Source organism: Oceanicella actignis (assembly GCF_900111545.1).
Taxonomy (GTDB): domain Bacteria; phylum Pseudomonadota; class Alphaproteobacteria; order Rhodobacterales; family Rhodobacteraceae; genus Oceanicella; species Oceanicella actignis.
On the sequence record NZ_FOHL01000002.1, the window covers coordinates 326,055 to 342,484 of the forward strand.

A 16,430-nucleotide genomic window follows, 5' to 3' on the forward strand; every position below is an offset into this window, starting at 1 on the left:
CCCGGCATATGGAGAGACCATGTTCGTGACCCCGGCCTACGCCCAGGCGGCGGGCGGCGCGCCGATGGGGGGCTTCGGCTCCTTCATCCCGCTGATCCTGATCTTCGTGATCTTCTACTTCTTCCTGATCCGTCCGCAGCAGAAGCGCGCCAAGGAGCACCGCGAGATGCTGGCCGCGCTGCGCCGCGGCGACCAGATCATCACCCAGGGCGGCATCATCGCCAAGGTGGTCAAGGTCAAGGACGACGAGGTCGAGGCCGAGATCGCCGACGGCGTGCGCGTGCGCGTGGTCAAGAACACCATCGCCACGGTGGTTTCGCGCACCGAGCCGGCGAAGGAAGCCTGAGGCCGCGCCTCGATCTGGCGGCCCGGCGCCCGCGCGTTGGGCCGCGCGTCGTTCAGGAAAGGCGCCCATGCTTTATTTCCCTGCCTGGAAGAAGGCGGTCGTGATCCTGGCATGCCTTGCGGGCGTGCTGTTCTCGCTGCCGAACCTGTTCTACGACCGGGTCGAGCGCGCCAATGATGCGCGCAAGGCGCTCGAGGCGGGCCGGACCGATCCGGGGCTGGCCGAACAGGCGGCGCTGTGGCCCGCCTGGCTGCCCTCGGGGCTGGTCAATCTGGGGCTGGACCTGCGCGGCGGCGCCCATCTGCTGGTCGAGGTCGAGCTGGCCGACGTCTATGCCGAGCGCATGGACGCGCTCTGGCCCGAGGCGCGCAAGGCGCTGCGCGAGATCCGCGACCTGATCGGCGGCTTTCGCCGCGTCGATCAGGGCGGCCCCGAGCTGCGCATCCGCCTGAACGATCCGGCGGGCATGCCGCACGCGGTCAAGGCGCTCGAGGCGCTGGCGACGCCGGTGGGCGGCGGGCTTCTGGGCGCCGGCGGGCCCGACATCGAGGTCGAGGCCCAGGGCGACGAGGTGGCGGTGCGCCTGACCGAGGCCGCGCGCCGCCAGATCGACGAGTCGACCATGGCGCAGTCGCTCGAGATCATCCGCCGCCGCATCGACGCCGCCGGCACGCGCGAGCCCACCATCCAGCGTCAGGGCCGCGACCGCATCCTGGTGCAGGTGCCCGGCGTCGGCTCGGCCGAAGAGGTGCTGGCGCTGATCGGCACCACGGCCAAGCTGACCTTCCACCTGGTCGACAGCGCCTCGGCCGACGCCAACACGCGCCCGGGCCCGGGAAAGATCAAGGTTCCCGACGCGGACGATCCCCAGCGCTTCTACATTCTCGAGCGCGAGGCGCTCATCACCGGCGACCGGCTGACCGACGCGCAGCCCGGCTTCGACCAGCAGACCGGCCAGCCGGTGGTCAATTTCCGCTTCGACACCGCCGGCGCGCGCCGCTTCGGCCAGGTGACGGCGGCCAATGTCGGGCGGCCCTTCGCCATCGTGCTGGACGGCAAGGTCATCACCGCCCCCGTGATCCGCGAGCCGATCACCGGCGGCGCCGGGCAGATCTCGGGCTCGTTCACCGTCGAAAGCGCCACGCGCCTCGCGATCCTGCTGCGCGCCGGCGCGCTGCCCGCGCGCATCAAGGTGCTCGAGCAACGCACCGTCGGGCCCGATCTGGGCGCGGACTCGATCGCCGCCGGCGAGCGGGCGGTGGTCGTCGCCTTCGTCGCCGTGCTGGTCTTCATGGTGCTGGCCTACGGCCTGTTCGGCGTCTTCGCCGACATCGCGCTGATGTTCAACCTGGCCATGCTGATCGGCGCGCTCAGCGCGCTGGGGGCCACGCTGACGCTGCCCGGCATCGCCGGCATCGTGCTGACGGTGGGCATGGCGGTGGACGCCAACGTGCTGATCTTCGAGCGCATCCGCGAGGAGCTGCGCGCCGGCAAGGGCCCCGCCCGCGCCATCGAGCTGGGCTACGAGCGCGCCTTCTCGGCCATCGTGGACGCCAACGTCACCACGCTGATCGCGGCGGTGATCCTGTTCGCCATGGGCTCGGGCCCGGTCAAGGGCTTCGCCGTCACGCTGGGCATCGGCATCCTGACCTCGGTCTTCACCGCGGTGCTGGTGACGCGGCTCATCATCTCGATCTGGTTCGCCGCCCGGCGTCCCCGAACGCTGACCGTCTGAGGAGCGCGCAATGAGACTCAAGCTGGTTCCCGACGAGGTCCGCTTTCCCTTCATGCGCTGGACGCGCCTTGCGGTGACGCTGTCGGCGGCGGCGGTGCTGGCCTCGATCGTGCTGCTCTTCACGGCGGGGCTGAATTTCGGCATCGACTTTCGCGGCGGCACGATGATCGAGGCCCGCACCCCGCAGCCGGCCGAGATCGCGCGCGTGCGCGCGGCGGTCGGCGCGCTGGGGCTGGGCGACGTGCAGGTGCAGGAGTTCGGCGACCCGCGCGACATCCTCGTGCGCGTCGAGGCCCAGCCCTCGGACGCCGAGGGCGACCAGATGCAGACCGTCAAGCGCGTGCGCGAGGCGCTCGAGGCCGAGATCCCCGGCGTCGAGATCCGCCGCGTCGAGGTGGTCGGCCCCAAGGTCTCGGGCGAGCTGATCGTGCAGGGGGCGCTGGCGGTGGCGCTGTCGGTGCTGTCGGTGCTGGTCTATATCTGGCTGCGCTTCGAGTGGCAGTTCTCGCTGGGCGCGGTGATCGCGCTGGTGCATGACGTGGTGTTGACCATGGGCGTGTTCTCGGCGCTGCAGCTGCAGTTCAACCTGTCGACCATCGCGGCGCTGCTGACCATCGTCGGCTATTCGCTCAACGACACGGTGATCGTGTTCGACCGCGTGCGCGAGAACCTGCGCAAATACAAGGAGATGCCCCTCGACAAGCTGCTGGACCTGTCCATCGGCGAGACGCTGAGCCGCACGCTGATGACCTCGGGCACCACGCTCCTGGCGCTGCTGGCGCTGTATTTCCTTGGCGGCGAGACCATGCGCGGCTTCACCTTCGCCATGATCTGGGGCATCGTGGTGGGCACCTACTCGTCGATCTTCATCGCCGCGGCGGCGGTGCTGCGCCTTGACGTCAAGCGCGACTGGTCGGGCGGCGCCGGCGGCGCGGCCAAGGGGCCGACGGGGGTGAACTTCAACGGCGCGCAGGTCTGAGCGCAGCGGAGGGCGCGATGCGCATCACCGAGATCGACTTCGAGGACCGCCAGCCCATCGACGCCTATGGCGCCGGCGGCTTTCGCGTCGGCGGCGCGCGCTACGAGGGGGCGCTGGCGCTGCTGCCCTCGGGCCCGCGCCCCTGGCCCGAGGCGCCCGCCGCCGCCGCGCAGCTGAGCTGCGAGGTCTTCGCGCCCGTCCTGGCCGAGGCGGCCGAGATCGACGTTCTTCTGGTCGGCATGGGCGCCGACGTCGCGCCCCTGCCGGACGAGGCGCGCGCCGCGCTCGAGCAGGCCGGCATCGGCGTCGAGATCATGGGCACCGGCGCCGCCTGCCGCACCTACAACGTGCTGCTGGCCGAGGGGCGCCGGGTGGCCGCGGCGCTCCTGCCCGTTTGATCCGCCGGATGGGAAAGGGTTGAAACCTTTTGCTTCCATCCGCTTTTTGTCGGACTAGATGAGCGACGGGGGCGCGGCCCGATTCCGCAGCGCCCGCTCAAGACGACAACGCTCCGAGGAGGACCAAGATGGCTTTCGAACTTCCCGATCTTCCGTATTCGCATGACGCGCTGGCCGATCTTGGCATGTCGCGCGAGACGCTCGAATACCACCACGACATCCACCACAAGGCCTATGTCGACAACGGCAACAAGCTGGTCGCCGGCACCGAGTGGGAAGGCAAGCCGATCGAGGAGATCATCCGCGGCAACTACCAGCCCGGCGCGGTCGCCCAGAACGGCATCTTCAACAACGTCGCCCAGCACTGGAACCACACCCAGTTCTGGCAGATGATGGGGCCGAAGGGCCGCGCGATGCCGTCCGAGCTCGAAGCCCGGCTCAAGGATGCCTTCGGCTCGGTCGAGAAGTTCAAGGAAGAGTTCGCCGCCGCCGGCGCCGCGCAGTTCGGCTCGGGCTGGTGCTGGCTGGTCAAGGAGGGCGACGCGCTCAAGGTCACCAAGACCGAGAACGGCGTGAACCCGCTCTGCTTCGGCCAGACCGCGCTCTTGGGCTGCGACGTGTGGGAGCACTCGTATTACATCGACTACCGCAACCGGCGTCCGGCCTATCTGCAGAACTTCCTCGAGAACCTGGTGAACTGGGAGAACGTCGCCGAGCGTCTGGCCGCCGCCGGCGGCTGACGCGGACGGCGCAAAGACGCAAGGCCCCCGCCCATCGCGGGGGCCTTTCTTGCGAGGACGGCCATGAGCGCGGGCACGAGTCGGCGACGCGACGCCCAGCCTCCGCGCCCCGGCGCGGCGGCGGCGGCGATCGTGGCGGCGGCCACGGTTTGGGGGCTGTCGCCGATCTACTACAAGGCGCTCTCGCATGTGCCGCCGATCGAGATCCTGGCGCATCGCACGCTCTGGAGCCTGTTCTTCATCGGCGGCTTCGCGGCGCTGAGCGGGCGCGGCCCCGAGGCGCTGCGCGCGCTGGCCGAGTGCGCCTCGGCGCGGGCGCTGGCCTTCGCGGCGGCGATGATCTCGGTCAACTGGCTGCTGTTCATCTGGTCGGTGCAGTCGGGGCGCGCGGTCGAGGCCAGCCTCGGCTATTACATCTTTCCGCTCGTGGCGGCGGGGCTTGGCGCGGCGTGGTTGGGCGAGCGCTTCAACCGCGCCCAGGCGGCGGCGCTGGCGCTGGCGCTGGCGGCGACGGGGTTGCTGACCTGGGGGATCGGGCGCCCGCCCTGGATCGCCCTCGCGCTGGCTTTCAGCTTTGGCCTCTACGGCATTGCAAAAAAGGGACTTTCCGTCGGGCCGATCGCGGGCGTGGCGGCCGAGGTCGCGCTGCTGGCGCCGATCGCGGCGCTGTGGCTGGCGGGGGCGCATCTGTGGGGGTGGAGCGACTTCACGGGCAAGCCGGGCGGCCTGTTCGCAGAGGGTTGGCGCGACAGCGCCATGCTGGCCTTTTCGGGCGTGCTGACGGGCGCGCCGCTGATCCTGTTCTCGCTGGCGGCGCGGCGGCTGCGCTATGCGACGGTGGGATTGATCAGCTACCTCAATCCGACGCTGCAATTCCTTTGCGCAACGCTGCTTTTCGCCGAGCCGCTAAGCCCCTGGCATGGTCCGGCGCTGGCGTTGATCTGGCTTGGCCTGGCGATCTACACCCGTGACGGGCTGGCGCAGGAGCGGCGCGCGCGCCGCGCGGTGGCCGAGCTTCAGCGCGCCTGCGCCTCGACCAGGTCGAGCGCGGCCTCGGCGTCGGGCGCGGCGGCCAGCGAGGCCGGCACGTCCGCGCCGCAGAACCCGCGCGCGTGAAGATGCGCGATCAGCGCCAGCAGCGGATCCCAGAACCCCGCCACGTTCAGCGCCACGATCGGCTTGCGGTGCAGGCCCAGCTGGCGCCAGGTCAGCGCCTCGAACAGCTCGTCCAGCGTTCCGGCGCCGCCGGGCAGGGCGACGACCGCGTCGGCGTTCATGAACATCACCTTCTTGCGCTCGTGCATGGTCTCGGTGACGATGAGCGCCGAAAGATCGGCCTTGCCCACCTCGCGCGCGCGCAGATGCTCGGGGATGACGCCAAGCGTCCAGCCGCCCGCCTGCTGCGCGGCGCGGGCGACCTCGCCCATCAGGCCCACATCTCCCGCGCCATAGACCAGACGGTGCCCGCGCCGCGCCAGGGCGGCGCCGAAGGCGCGCGCGGCCTCGGCATAGGCGGGGTCGTCGCCCATGCGCGAGCCGCAATAGACGCAGATGGAAAGGGCAGGGCTGTCGGTCATGGGGAGGCTCCGCGAAGGGCGCCGATTGCCGGCGCGCGGCGGCGACTATATATCGGTGTCATGAAGGTTTTCCAGACGATGAGGGCGCGATGAGACGGGGCGCGCTGCGGGCGACGGTCGTCCTGGCGGCGCTGGCGGCGGTTGGCGCGGCGGGGCTGCGCGGCTGCGCGCCGCCCGAACTGCGCCTGGCCGCGCCGGACAGGCCGGCCGGGGGCGCGCCTTCGGCCGTCGAGACCGCGTCCGCGCCCGAGCGCGCGGCGGCGCCCGAAAAGGCCGCCGCGCCCGCCGCCGAACCGGGTCCCGGACCAGGCCCCGAACCGGGCGCGGCATCGCCCGCCGCGCCGGCGCCGGCTCCGGCCAGCGCTCCCGCCCCCGATCAGTCCGCCGCTGAATCGGCCCCGGCTTCGACCTTGGCCACGGGGTCCGAGGCCGTGCCGGCCGAAGGGCGCGTAGCCGCCGCCGCGCCCAGCTTCGACATCGCGCGCGTCGAGCCCGACGGCGCCGCGCTGATCGCCGGCCGCGCCGCGCCGGGCGCCGAGGTCGAGCTGACGGCCGACGGCGCGCCCGTGGCCCGCGCGCGCGCCGGCGCCGACGGCGCCTTCGTGCTGATGGCCGATCTGCCCGTCCGCGCGCCCGGCGGGGCGCTGCGGCTGGGCCTGCGCGCCTTCGGCCCGGACGGGACGGCCGCGACCGGCGCGCAGGAGGTGATCGTTCTGGCCCCCTCGGCCCCCGCCGCCCCCGGCCGCGAGGACGCGCCACGCGCGGGCGCGCCCGGCGCCGAGCCGGCGGCGGTCGCGGGCGGCGCCCCGACGCCGCCCCCCGCGAAGGCCGAGGCTGCGCCCGCGGTGGTCGCGCTCGGCCCCGAGGGCGCGCGACTTGTGCAGCCGCAGGCGCCGGCCGACGGCGCGGTGACGCTCGACCTCGTCAGCTATGACGAGAAGGGCGCGGTCACCGTCTCGGGCAGGGGCAGCCCGGGCGCGGTCGCGCGCGTCTACGCCGACGGCGCGCATCTGGGCGACGCGGCGGTGGACGGCGCCGGCGCGTGGAGCGCGCAGCTCGACGCGCTGGACGCGCCGGGCGACTACACCTTGCGCGTCGATGAGGTGGACCGCGCGGGCAAGGTGCGCAGCCGCCTCGAGACCCCCTTCCGCCGCGAGCCCGCCCAGGCGCTGACCCCCGGCCAGGTGGTCGTGCAGCCGGGCGCCAGCCTCTGGCGCATCGCCCGCGCGCATTACGGCGCGGGCGCAAGCTATGTGGTCATCTACGAGGCCAACCGCGCGCGCATCCGCGACCCCGACCTGATCTATCCGGGGCAGGTGTTCGACCTGCCCGGCGCGCCGCGCTGAGCGCGCCGCCCTTCCTTTGCGCCATCGGCCCCGGGCCGCCCGCAACCCCGCATTCTGGCAGGAGCCGCCCTCATGTCCGCATTCCGCCGCTCTGCGCGCGCCCGGCCCCCGGCCGAAGATCCCGCCTCGGGCAAGGCGCGTCGGCGCGCCAGCCTGCGCATCATCGCGCGCGTCGCGCCCTATCTGTGGCCGGCGGATGCGCCATGGGTGCGGCGGCGCGTGGTCGCGGCGCTGATCCTGCTGGCGCTGGCCAAGGTGGCGACGGTGGCGACGCCGTTCTTCTACAAGGCGGCGGTCGATGCGCTGGCGCCGGCGCCCGACGCGCCCCAGGCCGTGGGCTTTGCGCTGGCGGTCGGTCCGATCGGGCTGGTGGCGGCCTATGCGATGGCGCGGCTGATGGGGGTGGGCTTCGCCCAGCTGCGCGACGCGCTGTTCGCGCGGGTGGCGCAACGGGCGCTGCGGCGCATGGCGCTCGAGACCTTCTCGCACATTCACGCGCTCAGCCTGCGCTACCACGTCTCGCGGCGCACGGGCGGGCTCAGCCGCATCATCGAGCGCGGGGTGAAGGGCGTCGAGTTCCTGCTGCGCTTTCTCGTCTTCTCGATCGGCCCGCTGGCGCTCGAGCTGGCCATGGTCGCGGCGGTGTTCGCGGTCGAGCTGGACCTGCGCTATTTCCTGGTGGTGGCCGCGACCATCGCGCTTTACGTCTGGTTCACCTTCGCCGTGACCGAATGGCGCGTGAAGATCCGCGCCGAGATGAACCGCCAGGACGCCAGCGCCAGCCAGAAGGCGCTGGACAGCCTGCTCAACTACGAGACGGTCAAGTATTTCAACGCCGAGCGGCGCGAGGCCGCGCGCTACGACCGATCGATGGCGGCGTATGAGGGCGCGGCCGTGCGCACGGGCGTCTCGCTGGCCTTCCTGAACCTGGGGCAAAGCCTGATCATCACCGCCGGGCTTGGCGTCGTGATGGCGATGGCCGCGCATGGGGTGATGCAGGGGCGGCTGACGGTGGGCGACTTCGTGATGGTCAACGCCTTCATCATCCAGATCACCATGCCGCTGAACTTTCTGGGCACGGTGTATCGCGAGATCCGCCAGGCGCTGACCAACATGTCCGAGATGTTCGAACTGCTCGACCAGCCGCCCGAGATCGTCGACCGCCCCGGCGCGCCCGATCTGAAGGTGACCCGCGGCGAGGTCGCCTTCGAGGACGTGCGCTTCGGCTACGAGCCCGACCGGCCGATCCTCAAGGGCGTGAGCCTGCGCGCCGAGGGCGGGCGCACGCTGGCGGTGGTCGGGCCGACGGGCTCGGGCAAGTCGACGCTGGGGCGGCTTCTGTATCGCTTCTACGACGTGCAGGGCGGGCGCGTGACCATCGACGGGCAGGATGTGCGCGAGGTCGCGCAGGACAGCCTGCGCCGCGCCATCGGCGTGGTGCCGCAGGACACGGTGCTGTTCAACGACACGATCGGCTACAACATCGGCTACGGCAAGGAGGGCGCGACCCAGGCCGAGATCGAAGAGGCCGCGCGCGCCGCGCAGATCCACGATTTCATCGCCTCGCTGCCCCAGGGCTACGAGACCATGGTGGGCGAGCGGGGGCTCAAGCTGTCGGGCGGCGAGAAGCAGCGCGTGGCGATCGCGCGCGCCATCCTCAAGAATCCGCCGATCCTGATCCTGGACGAGGCGACCTCGGCGCTCGACACCGAGACCGAACGCCAGATCCAGGACAGCCTGCGGCGGCTGAGCCGGGGGCGCACGGTGCTGGTGGTGGCGCACCGGCTTTCGACCGTGGTCGATGCGGACCGGATCGTGGTGCTCGAGAACGGCGAGGTGGTCGAAAGCGGAACCCATGCCGAGCTGCTGGCCCGCGGCGGCCGCTACGCGCAGCTGTGGAAGCGTCAGGAAAGCGGCGAGGGCGAGGGCGAGGGCGAGGGCGACGCCGAAGCCGCCCCGGCGGACGAGGCGCGCTGAGCGCGGCGCGTCGGCGACGACGCGCCGCCCAAGCCATGCAGAACCCGCCCGGCGCACTTGCGCGCCGGCTCAACCCCTCGCGCCGCCTTTGGACGGCGCACTCGGCGCCCTGAGGCGCCCGCCGGAATGCCAGCCTGGCTGGGCACTCGGCGCCATTAGGCGCCCGGCGCGATGTCAGCCTGGTTGGCGATCCGTCCGATGCCTCGGGCGACATGCCGGAGCCGCCTGCCGGGGTCCCCTCGGGTTCCTTCGCGCGCCCCGGGTCAAGCCGTCGCGTCGCGGATGGGCGGCCCATCGGGCCGCTTGCGACGCCGAGGCCGCCCGGCGAGGCGGCGATCTCCCCGCCGCCCCCGCGCCAAGGGGCGGCGCGGCGCCCCGGCCGCGTCCTGGCGGGCCTACTCGGCGGCCTCGGCCGGAGGGCCGCCGTCCTTGTCGCGCCCCGGTTCGGGGGTCGTTTCCGGGGTCGCTTCGGATGTCGGGCGGCGCGGCGCCCTGGCGGGGGCGGGGGGCGCGTCGGGCCGGATGGCGGCCGCGCCCAGGGGGGCCGCGGCGCTCCAGATCAGATCGCCGGCGCCGGCGCGCCGGGCCGCGCGCGCCAGGCGCAGATCGTCCCGCGCGCGCGCCGAGAACAGGGCCCGCAGCCGCAGCGCCGCCGCCTCGCGCCCGCGCCCGACCCACACCCGCGCGGCCAGGGCGGCGGGGGTGAAGATCAACGTTAGCGCCGTCGCCAGCCCCAGGCCGAACACCACCGCCGTGGCCAGCTGCTTCCACCACAGCGCCGTCGGCGCGTCGATGGTGTAGCCGCCGTTGAGGAAATCGACCGACACGCCGAACATCATCGGCGTCAGGCCCGCCATGGTGGTGATGGTGGTCAGCAGAACCGGGCGGATGCGCTGCTCGGCCGTGCGCACGATGGCCTCGATCGGCGGCATGATGCGCGAGAATTCCTGGTAGGTGTCGATGAGCACGATGTTGTTGTTCACCACGATCCCGGCCAGCGCGACGATGCCCGTTCCCGTCATGATGATCGAGAAGGGCTGCTCCATCACGATCATGCCCACAAGCACGCCGGCCACCGACATGACCACCGCCGTCAGCACCAGCGTCGAGTTGTAGAACGAGTTGAACTGCGCCAGCAGGATCACGAACATCAGCCCCAGCGCGCCGACGAAGGCCTTCATGAGGAACTGCTGGCTTTCGGCCTGCTCTTCCTGATCGCCGGCGAAGGCGGCCGAGACGCCCGCGGGCAGCGGGTTGGTCTTCAGCCACTCGTTCAGCTCGGCGATCTTCTGGTTGGCGTTCACGCCCGGCGCCACGTCGGCCTTGACGAAGAAGAAGCGCTCGCCGTTGTAGCGCTGGATCTGGCCCAGCTTGGGCTCGGGCGCGCGCGAGACGAAGTTGCTCAGCGGCACCAGCCCCTGGGGCGTGCGCACGCGCATGCCGTCGAGCGTGGACAGGGTGCGCTGATCCTCTGGGTAGCGCACGCGGATCTCGATCTCGTCGTCCGAGTCGTCGGGGCGCATGGTGTCGAGCAGCACGCCGCGCGTCACCAGGCTGACCATGGCGCCGATGGTGCTGACGTCGGCGCCGAAGCGGCCGGCGGTGGCCACGTCCACGTCCAGCTTCCAGTCGATGCCGGGCAGGGGGCGCGTGTCCTCGATCTCGACAAGGCCGGGGGTGGCCTCGAAGCGGGCGCGGGCGATGCGCGCGGCCTCGAGCAGCGCGTCCCAGTCCTGCCCGGTCAGGCGCAGCTGCACGGGCTTGCCCTGCTGCGGGCCCTGGCGCTGCTGCTCGATCTCGGCGAAGACGCCGGGATAGATCGAGATGCGCTCGTTGATCTCGGCCAGGATCTCGTCGCCCGGGCGCCGCGTTCCCCAGGGGGCCAGCTCGATCTGGATCTGCCCGACCGCGTCCAGCGGCTTGTTGCCGCCGCGCTGGTTCAGCCCGCCCTCGCCGGCGAAGGAGAAGACCGACGCCACGCCGTCGACCCCGATGATCAGGTCCTCGACCGCCTTGACCAGGCGGTCGCGCTCGGCCAGCGACAGGTTCCCGCGCGCGCGCACATAGGCGTTGGCGCGCTCGGGCTCGGTCTTGACGAAGAACTCGACGCCCTTGTTGTTCGCGCCATACCAGGTGAAGGCCGAGAACACCGCCGCGCAGGTCAGCGCGATGGCGACGAAGGGCATGACCGGGTTGCCGACGATGAAGGCGGTGAAGCGCCCGAAGGGCGTGCGGCGCACGCCCGCCTGCGGAACGGGCCGCGGCGCGCGGCGCGGCGCGCGCCCCAGCATCGCCCAAAGGCCCGCGCCCGCGCGCTCGACCGCGCGGCTCATGCGTCCGGCGACGCCGCCAAGGACGGGCAGGTAGATCAGCGCCACCACCAGCGAGGCCGACAGGACGAAGATCAGCGTCACCGGCAGGTTGCCCATGAACTGCCCCGGAATGCCCGGCCAGAACAGCATGGGCAGAAAGGCGCACAGCGTCGTCGCGGTGGACGAGACGATGGGCCAGAACATGCGCCGCGCCGCCTCGGCGTAGGCGCGCATGGGGCCGGTCCCCTCCTTGATGCGCTGGTCGGCGTATTCGACCACCACGATGGCGCCGTCCACCAGCATGCCCACCGCCAGGATCAGGCCGAACATCACGATGTTGGTGATGGACATGCCGAAGATGGCCATGAAGGCGAAGGTCAGGAGGAACGAGGTCGGGATGGCGAAGCCCACCAGCAGCGCCGAGCGCAGCCCCAGCGCCCCCAGAACCACCACCATCACCAGCGCGATCGCCGTCAGCACCGAGCCTTCGAGCTGGCTGACCATGCCGGCCACCTTGGTCGATTCGTTCATCGCGTAGCTGACCTTGACCGCCTGGCGCAACGGCTCGGGCCAGGCGGCGACGGCCTGCCCGACGCGCGCGCGCACGGCCGCGACGGTGTCGATCACCGGCTGGCCCTTGCGCTTGACGATCTGCAGCGCGACGGTGGGCTTGCCGTTGTAGCGGGCGGTGCCCTTGGCGTCCTCGAAGGTCAGGCGGATGGCGGCCACGTCGCCCAGCGTCACCACGCGGTCGCCGTTGGTCTTGACCGGCAGGGCGTAGACGTCGCGCGGGGTCTCGAAGCTGCCGGGCAGCTTGATCGAGAACTGCCCCGAGCCCGACTCGAGCGCGCCGGCGGCCACCAGGCGGTTGTTGGCGGTGACCACGCGCGTCAGCTCCTGGGCGGTGATGTCGTAGGCCTCGAGCTTGAGCGGGTCGATCACCACCTCGAGCATCTCGTCGCGCTGGCCCGCAAGGCCCGCCTCGAGCACCTGCGGCAGGCTTTCGATGTCGCGCTGCAGGTCCTTGGCCAGGCGCAGCATGGTGCGTTCGGGCGCGTCGCCCGAGAGCGCCACCACGAGGATCGGGAATTCCGAGAAGTTGAACTCGTCGACGCTGGGCTCTTCGGCGCCGGCGGGGAACTCGGTCCGGGCCTTGTCCACCGCCTCGCGCACGGCGGCGATGGTGGCGCTCTTGTCCCAGCCGAATTCGAATTGCAGCAGCACGCCGGCGTAGTTCTCGGCCGCGAAGGAGGTCATCTTGTCGAGACCTGTGACCCCGCGCAGCTCCTGCTCGAGCGGCTTGACCAGAAGCCGCTCGCTGTCTTCGGCCGAGATGCCGGGGAAGGGCGCCGAGACGAAGATCATCGGGATGTCGATGTCCGGCTCGCCCTCCTTGGGCAGCGAGACATAGGCGATCCAGCCCGCGCCGAGCGACAGGGCGATGAAGGCCAGGATCATGCGGGCCCGCGCGACGGCCCAGTCGACCATGCCCGTCATCGCGCGTCGCCCGCCTCGGCGCCCGCGGCGTCGCGCGCGGCGTCGCCGGCCAGCGCGTGCGCGGGCGGCGAGACCACGCCCCCGTCCTCGGGCGTCCAGCTCACCTCGGTGACCAGGACGGGCCGGCCCTCGCCGACATATTCCTGGCCGACGACGATGACCATGGCCTCGTCGGGCAGCCCGCGCACCCACACGCCCACCGGTTCGTCGCGCAGGATCTCGACGGGGACGAAGCGCGCGCGCCCGCCTTCGGCCACGCGCACGCCCAGCCGGCCCGAATCGTCCAGCGTCAGCGCCGCCTGCGGTAGCATGTGCGCGCGCTCGCCCGTCAGCGGCACGGCGATCTCGGCGGTCATGCCGTCGCGGATGTCGGCGTCGGGATTGGGGGCCTGGACCTCGACGCGGAAGGTGCGCGTGGCCGGATCGGCCGAGCGCGAGACGAAGCTGATCCGCCCCGCCAGCGGCCGCCCCGAGGCCAGGCGCCCGCGCGCCTCCATGCCGGGGGCCAGGCGGTCGACGTCCACCTCGGGCACGAAGCCGACCAGCTTGATGGGATCGAGGGCGATGACCGTCGCGCACACGTCGCCGTTGCGCAGGAGCGCGCCGGTCTCGGCCGCGTCCGTTTCCAGAAAGCCGTCGAAGGGCGCGGTCATCACCAGCTTCTCGATGTCGCGCCGAATCGCGGCCAGGCGCGCGCGCGCGGCTTCGAGCTGGGCGCGGCGCGCGGCGGCCACGATGTCCGAGGCGTAGCCCTTGCGCGACAGGGTCTGCGCGGCGCGGTCGTCGGCCTCGGCGCTGGCCAGCGCGGCTTCGGCCTCGGCCAGCTGGGCGGCGCGCGCGCCCATCTCGATGCGGCACAGCACGTCGCCCTTGCGCACCTCGGCGCCGGCGCGCAGCGGGTCCGAGATCACCAGCCCCGAGGTCTCGGCCCGCACCTCGACGCGGCGCTGCGCCTCGGTGCGTCCGCGCAGCGCGATCTCGCTTTCCACCGGGCGCGCGCGCGACAGGAAGCCGGCCACGCGCATCGGCTTCTCCTCGGCGCGGGGGGCGGCCTGGGCGGCGCCGGCGGGGGTCGGCGGCTCCTGCCCGCGGGGGGGCGTGGCGACGACCCACCAGTAAAGCCCGGCCGCGACCAGCGCGGCGGTCAGAAGATGTGCAAGGCGCATGACCAGCTCCGTTCGACGCATGCGGCCGCGGCGGCGCATGCGGGGGCACAATATGGCCTGCACGCGCGGGGCGGCAAGGTTGCGCGCGGGCGGCCTTGACAATATACGCCCGATCAGCGCCTTTCGGTCGCAGGACAGACGGAATTTTTTCGCGCAGCCGCCCGCGCGCGGCGCGAGACGGGAGTGCAGGCAGTTGAGCGACACCGACAGCTTCATCCAGGAGGTCACCGAAGAGCTGCGCCGCGACCGGCTCTTGCGGCTGTGGCGGCGCTTCGGCCCGGCGGTGATCGCGGGGCTGACGCTGATCGTCCTGGCCGCGGCCGTGTTCAGCTGGCGCGAGCACCGGCGCGAGGAGGCCGCGCGCGAGACCGGCGGCCGGCTGATCGCCGCCGCGCGCATCGACGACCCCGCCCGGCGCGCCGAAGCCTTCGCCGCCGTCGCCGAAGCGGCCGCCCCGGGCGCCGCGCTGCTGGCGCGCATGAGCGAGGCGGGCGCGCTGGCCGATGCGGGCAAGCCCGAAGAGGCGGCGCGGCTGCTCGACGCGATCGCCGCCGATGCGGGCGCCGATCCCCTCTGGCGCGATCTCGCGGGCTGGAAGGCGCTGATGCTGCGCGCCCCCGACATGAAGCCCGAGGCGCTGGCCGAAGCGATCGCGCCCTTCGCCGCCGAGGGGGCGACGCTGCGGCCGCTGGCGCTCGAGGCGCGCGCCGTCGCGCGGCTGCGCGCGGGCGACGCCAAGGGCGCGCGCGAGGACATGGCCGCCGCGATGTCCGACCCGCGCGCCACCGCCGAGCTGCGCGAGCGGCTGGGCGCTCTGGCCGAGGCGCTGCCCGCCTCTGGCGAGGACGGCGCCTGAGCGCGCCGCGCGCCGCGCCTTGCAGTCAGGAGGATACGCATGACCCGTCGCCTTGATCTCGCTCGCCGCGCGCTGCGCATCGGGGGGGCGGCCTGCGCGCTTGCGGCGCTGGGCGCGTGCGCGTCCGACGACGAGGCGCGCCTTGCCGGCGAGCGGCTGCCCGTCTTGCCCGCCGGCGCCGCCGAGCAGGCGCCCGCAAGCCCCGAGACGCGCCCGATCCCGCCCGCCATCTCGGTCGCCGACTGGACGCATGTGAACGGCGACGCGGCCCATTCGGCCTTCGACGGGGCCGGTCACGTCGCCGCGCCCGCCGCGCCGCGCGCGGTCTGGAGCGTCGACGCCGGCGCCGCCTTCGAGGACATGCCCGCCCCCGGCCAGCCGGCCGCGGCGGGCGGGCGCGTCTTCGTGCGCGACGGCGAGGCGGCCCTCTTGGCCTTCGACGCCGCCTCTGGCGCGCAGCTCTGGCGCGTGGACCTGACCCCCGAGGGCGAGGACCCCGAGGCCGGCTTCGGCGGCGGCGTCGTCGCGGCCGACGGGCGCGTCTACGCCACGACCGGCTTTGGCGAGGCGCTGGCGCTCGACCCCCGGGACGGGCGCATCGTCTGGCGCCGGCGGGTGGACGGGCCGGTGCGGGTGGCGCCCGCGGCGGCGAACGGGCGCGTCTTCGTCGTCACGCGCGCCAACACGGCCCACGCGCTGAACGGCGAGGACGGCGCCGAGCTGTGGCGCATGGACGCGGCCAGCGCCCGCGCCGGCGCGCTGGCGGGCGCGCCGCCGGCGACGCTGCGCTCGGTGGTGGTTCTTCCCTTCGGCTCGGGCGAGCTGACGCTGGCGCGCGCCTCGGGCGGGCTGCAGCTGTGGACGGCGAACCTGGCGGCGGGGGGGCTCGGCGCCTCGGGGCTGGCGGCCTTTCCCGACGTGACCTCGGCGCCGGTGATCGTGGGCACCGACATCTATGCCGGCGGGGCGGGCGCGCAGCTGACCGCCATCGACGGACGCACGGGCCGGCGCAAGTGGACACGCGCCTTCGGCGCGCTCTCGCCGGTCTGGCCGGCGGGCGACAGCGTCTTCGTCGCCTCGACCGAACCCGCGCTCATGCGCCTCGACGCGCAGACGGGCCGCACGCTGTGGCGCGTCGAGCTGCCGGGCTACGCCGACCCCGACGACCGCGAGGGGCCCATCGCCTGGCGCGGCCCCATCCTGGCCGGCGGGCGGCTGCTGACCGTCTCGTCCGACGGGCGCATGCTGGCGCATGATCCGGTCACTGGCGCCCAGCTGGCCGAGACGCGGCTGAGCGGCGGCGCGTATTCCGAGCCGCTGGCGGCGGGCGGCGCGATCTATGTGCACACCGCCGACGGTCGCCTGACCGCGCTGCGCTGAAGCGCGCGCAAGACACGCCGCGGGCCGCCCCGCCGCGCAAGGCGCGGGCGGCGCGGCCCGCCGCCGCATTGGGCCCCGCCCGCCGGGCGCGGGCCGCGAACTGGTTCCGCGCGCAGCGCGG

13 protein-coding genes are annotated in these 16,430 nt (G+C 73.0%); 10 read left to right on the plus strand and 3 right to left on the minus strand.

The window, feature by feature from the left end:
* Window positions 1–19 precede the first annotated feature (19 nt).
* The 6 genes from yajC to rarD all read left to right on the plus strand — a co-directional run bounded on the left by yajC (window position 20) and on the right by rarD (window position 5,314).
* Window positions 20–346: a preprotein translocase subunit YajC gene (gene yajC / locus BMW67_RS04175; protein ID WP_072745804.1), complete on the plus strand. Its 327-nt coding sequence runs from the start codon at window positions 20–22 to the stop codon at window positions 344–346.
* Window positions 347–413: 67 nt separating this feature from the next.
* Window positions 414–2,081: a protein translocase subunit SecD gene (gene secD / locus BMW67_RS04180; protein ID WP_072745803.1), complete on the plus strand. Its 1,668-nt coding sequence runs from the start codon at window positions 414–416 to the stop codon at window positions 2,079–2,081.
* 10 nt (window positions 2,082–2,091) lie between these two features.
* A complete protein-coding gene (gene secF / locus BMW67_RS04185) occupies window positions 2,092–3,060 on the plus strand; it encodes a protein translocase subunit SecF (protein WP_072745802.1) in 969 nt (322 codons plus the stop codon).
* A gap of 17 nt (window positions 3,061–3,077) precedes the next feature.
* A complete protein-coding gene (locus BMW67_RS04190; protein WP_072745801.1) occupies window positions 3,078–3,458 on the plus strand; it encodes an Mth938-like domain-containing protein in 381 nt (126 codons plus the stop codon).
* A 128-nt stretch (window positions 3,459–3,586) separates the two neighbouring features.
* On the plus strand, window positions 3,587–4,198 hold the full coding sequence (locus tag BMW67_RS04195) for a superoxide dismutase (RefSeq protein ID WP_072745800.1): 612 nt from the start codon (window positions 3,587–3,589) through the stop codon (window positions 4,196–4,198).
* Window positions 4,199–4,261: 63 nt separating this feature from the next.
* Window positions 4,262–5,314 (plus strand): EamA family transporter RarD, encoded by a 1,053-nt coding sequence (gene rarD / locus BMW67_RS04200; protein ID WP_072745799.1) that lies wholly within the window; start codon window positions 4,262–4,264, stop codon window positions 5,312–5,314.
* On the opposite strand, the gene BMW67_RS04205 is transcribed toward rarD, so the two are convergent.
* The gene (locus BMW67_RS04205) at window positions 5,215–5,775 is read right to left on the minus strand and encodes an LOG family protein (protein WP_072745798.1); all 561 of its coding nucleotides are present in this window, start codon (window positions 5,773–5,775) and stop codon (window positions 5,215–5,217) included. The two genes, rarD and BMW67_RS04205, sit on opposite strands and share 100 nt — an antisense overlap.
* Window positions 5,776–5,864: 89 nt before the next feature.
* On the opposite strand from BMW67_RS04205, the gene BMW67_RS04210 reads away from it, so the two are divergent.
* The gene (locus BMW67_RS04210) at window positions 5,865–7,121 is read left to right on the plus strand and encodes a LysM peptidoglycan-binding domain-containing protein (protein ID WP_083581066.1); all 1,257 of its coding nucleotides are present in this window, start codon (window positions 5,865–5,867) and stop codon (window positions 7,119–7,121) included.
* A gap of 72 nt (window positions 7,122–7,193) precedes the next feature.
* Window positions 7,194–9,098 carry an ABCB family ABC transporter ATP-binding protein/permease gene (locus BMW67_RS04215; RefSeq protein WP_083581065.1) on the plus strand — a complete coding sequence of 635 codons (1,905 nt, stop codon included), beginning with the start codon at window positions 7,194–7,196 and terminating at the stop codon, window positions 9,096–9,098.
* A 395-nt stretch (window positions 9,099–9,493) separates the two neighbouring features.
* Here BMW67_RS04215 and BMW67_RS04220 read toward each other — a convergent pair whose 3' ends face one another.
* Both BMW67_RS04220 and BMW67_RS04225 read right to left on the minus strand, forming a co-directional pair.
* Window positions 9,494–12,907: an efflux RND transporter permease subunit gene (locus tag BMW67_RS04220; RefSeq protein ID WP_072745797.1), complete on the minus strand. Its 3,414-nt coding sequence runs from the start codon at window positions 12,905–12,907 to the stop codon at window positions 9,494–9,496.
* Window positions 12,904–14,073, minus strand: coding sequence for an efflux RND transporter periplasmic adaptor subunit (locus tag BMW67_RS04225; RefSeq protein WP_072745796.1), 1,170 nt, complete (start codon window positions 14,071–14,073; stop codon window positions 12,904–12,906). Before BMW67_RS04225 ends, BMW67_RS04220 begins: the two co-directional genes overlap by 4 nt.
* A gap of 193 nt (window positions 14,074–14,266) precedes the next feature.
* On the opposite strand from BMW67_RS04225, the gene BMW67_RS04230 reads away from it, so the two are divergent.
* Both BMW67_RS04230 and BMW67_RS04235 read left to right on the plus strand, forming a co-directional pair.
* A complete protein-coding gene (locus BMW67_RS04230) occupies window positions 14,267–14,929 on the plus strand; it encodes a hypothetical protein (protein WP_072745795.1) in 663 nt (220 codons plus the stop codon).
* Between the two features lie 39 nt (window positions 14,930–14,968).
* Complete coding sequence (locus BMW67_RS04235; RefSeq protein WP_072745794.1) at window positions 14,969–16,309, plus strand: outer membrane protein assembly factor BamB family protein; 1,341 nt, start codon at window positions 14,969–14,971, stop codon at window positions 16,307–16,309.
* Window positions 16,310–16,430 lie beyond the last annotated feature (121 nt).

What these genes read in the sequence shown, in the direction of transcription:
- yajC (WP_072745804.1), top strand. Translation starts at nt 20, where the DNA reads ATGTTCGTGACCCCGGCCTACGCCCAGGCGGCGGGCGGCGCGCCGATG.
- secD (WP_072745803.1), top strand. Translation starts at nt 414, where the DNA reads ATGCTTTATTTCCCTGCCTGGAAGAAGGCGGTCGTGATCCTGGCATGC.
- secF (WP_072745802.1), top strand. Translation starts at nt 2,092, where the DNA reads ATGAGACTCAAGCTGGTTCCCGACGAGGTCCGCTTTCCCTTCATGCGC.
- BMW67_RS04190 (WP_072745801.1), top strand. Translation starts at nt 3,078, where the DNA reads ATGCGCATCACCGAGATCGACTTCGAGGACCGCCAGCCCATCGACGCC.
- BMW67_RS04195 (WP_072745800.1), top strand. Translation starts at nt 3,587, where the DNA reads ATGGCTTTCGAACTTCCCGATCTTCCGTATTCGCATGACGCGCTGGCC.
- rarD (WP_072745799.1), top strand. Translation starts at nt 4,262, where the DNA reads ATGAGCGCGGGCACGAGTCGGCGACGCGACGCCCAGCCTCCGCGCCCC.
- BMW67_RS04205 (WP_072745798.1), bottom strand. Translation starts at nt 5,775, where the DNA reads ATGACCGACAGCCCTGCCCTTTCCATCTGCGTCTATTGCGGCTCGCGC.
- BMW67_RS04210 (WP_083581066.1), top strand. Translation starts at nt 5,865, where the DNA reads ATGAGACGGGGCGCGCTGCGGGCGACGGTCGTCCTGGCGGCGCTGGCG.
- BMW67_RS04215 (WP_083581065.1), top strand. Translation starts at nt 7,194, where the DNA reads ATGTCCGCATTCCGCCGCTCTGCGCGCGCCCGGCCCCCGGCCGAAGAT.
- BMW67_RS04220 (WP_072745797.1), bottom strand. Translation starts at nt 12,907, where the DNA reads ATGACGGGCATGGTCGACTGGGCCGTCGCGCGGGCCCGCATGATCCTG.
- BMW67_RS04225 (WP_072745796.1), bottom strand. Translation starts at nt 14,073, where the DNA reads ATGCGCCTTGCACATCTTCTGACCGCCGCGCTGGTCGCGGCCGGGCTT.
- BMW67_RS04235 (WP_072745794.1), top strand. Translation starts at nt 14,969, where the DNA reads ATGACCCGTCGCCTTGATCTCGCTCGCCGCGCGCTGCGCATCGGGGGG.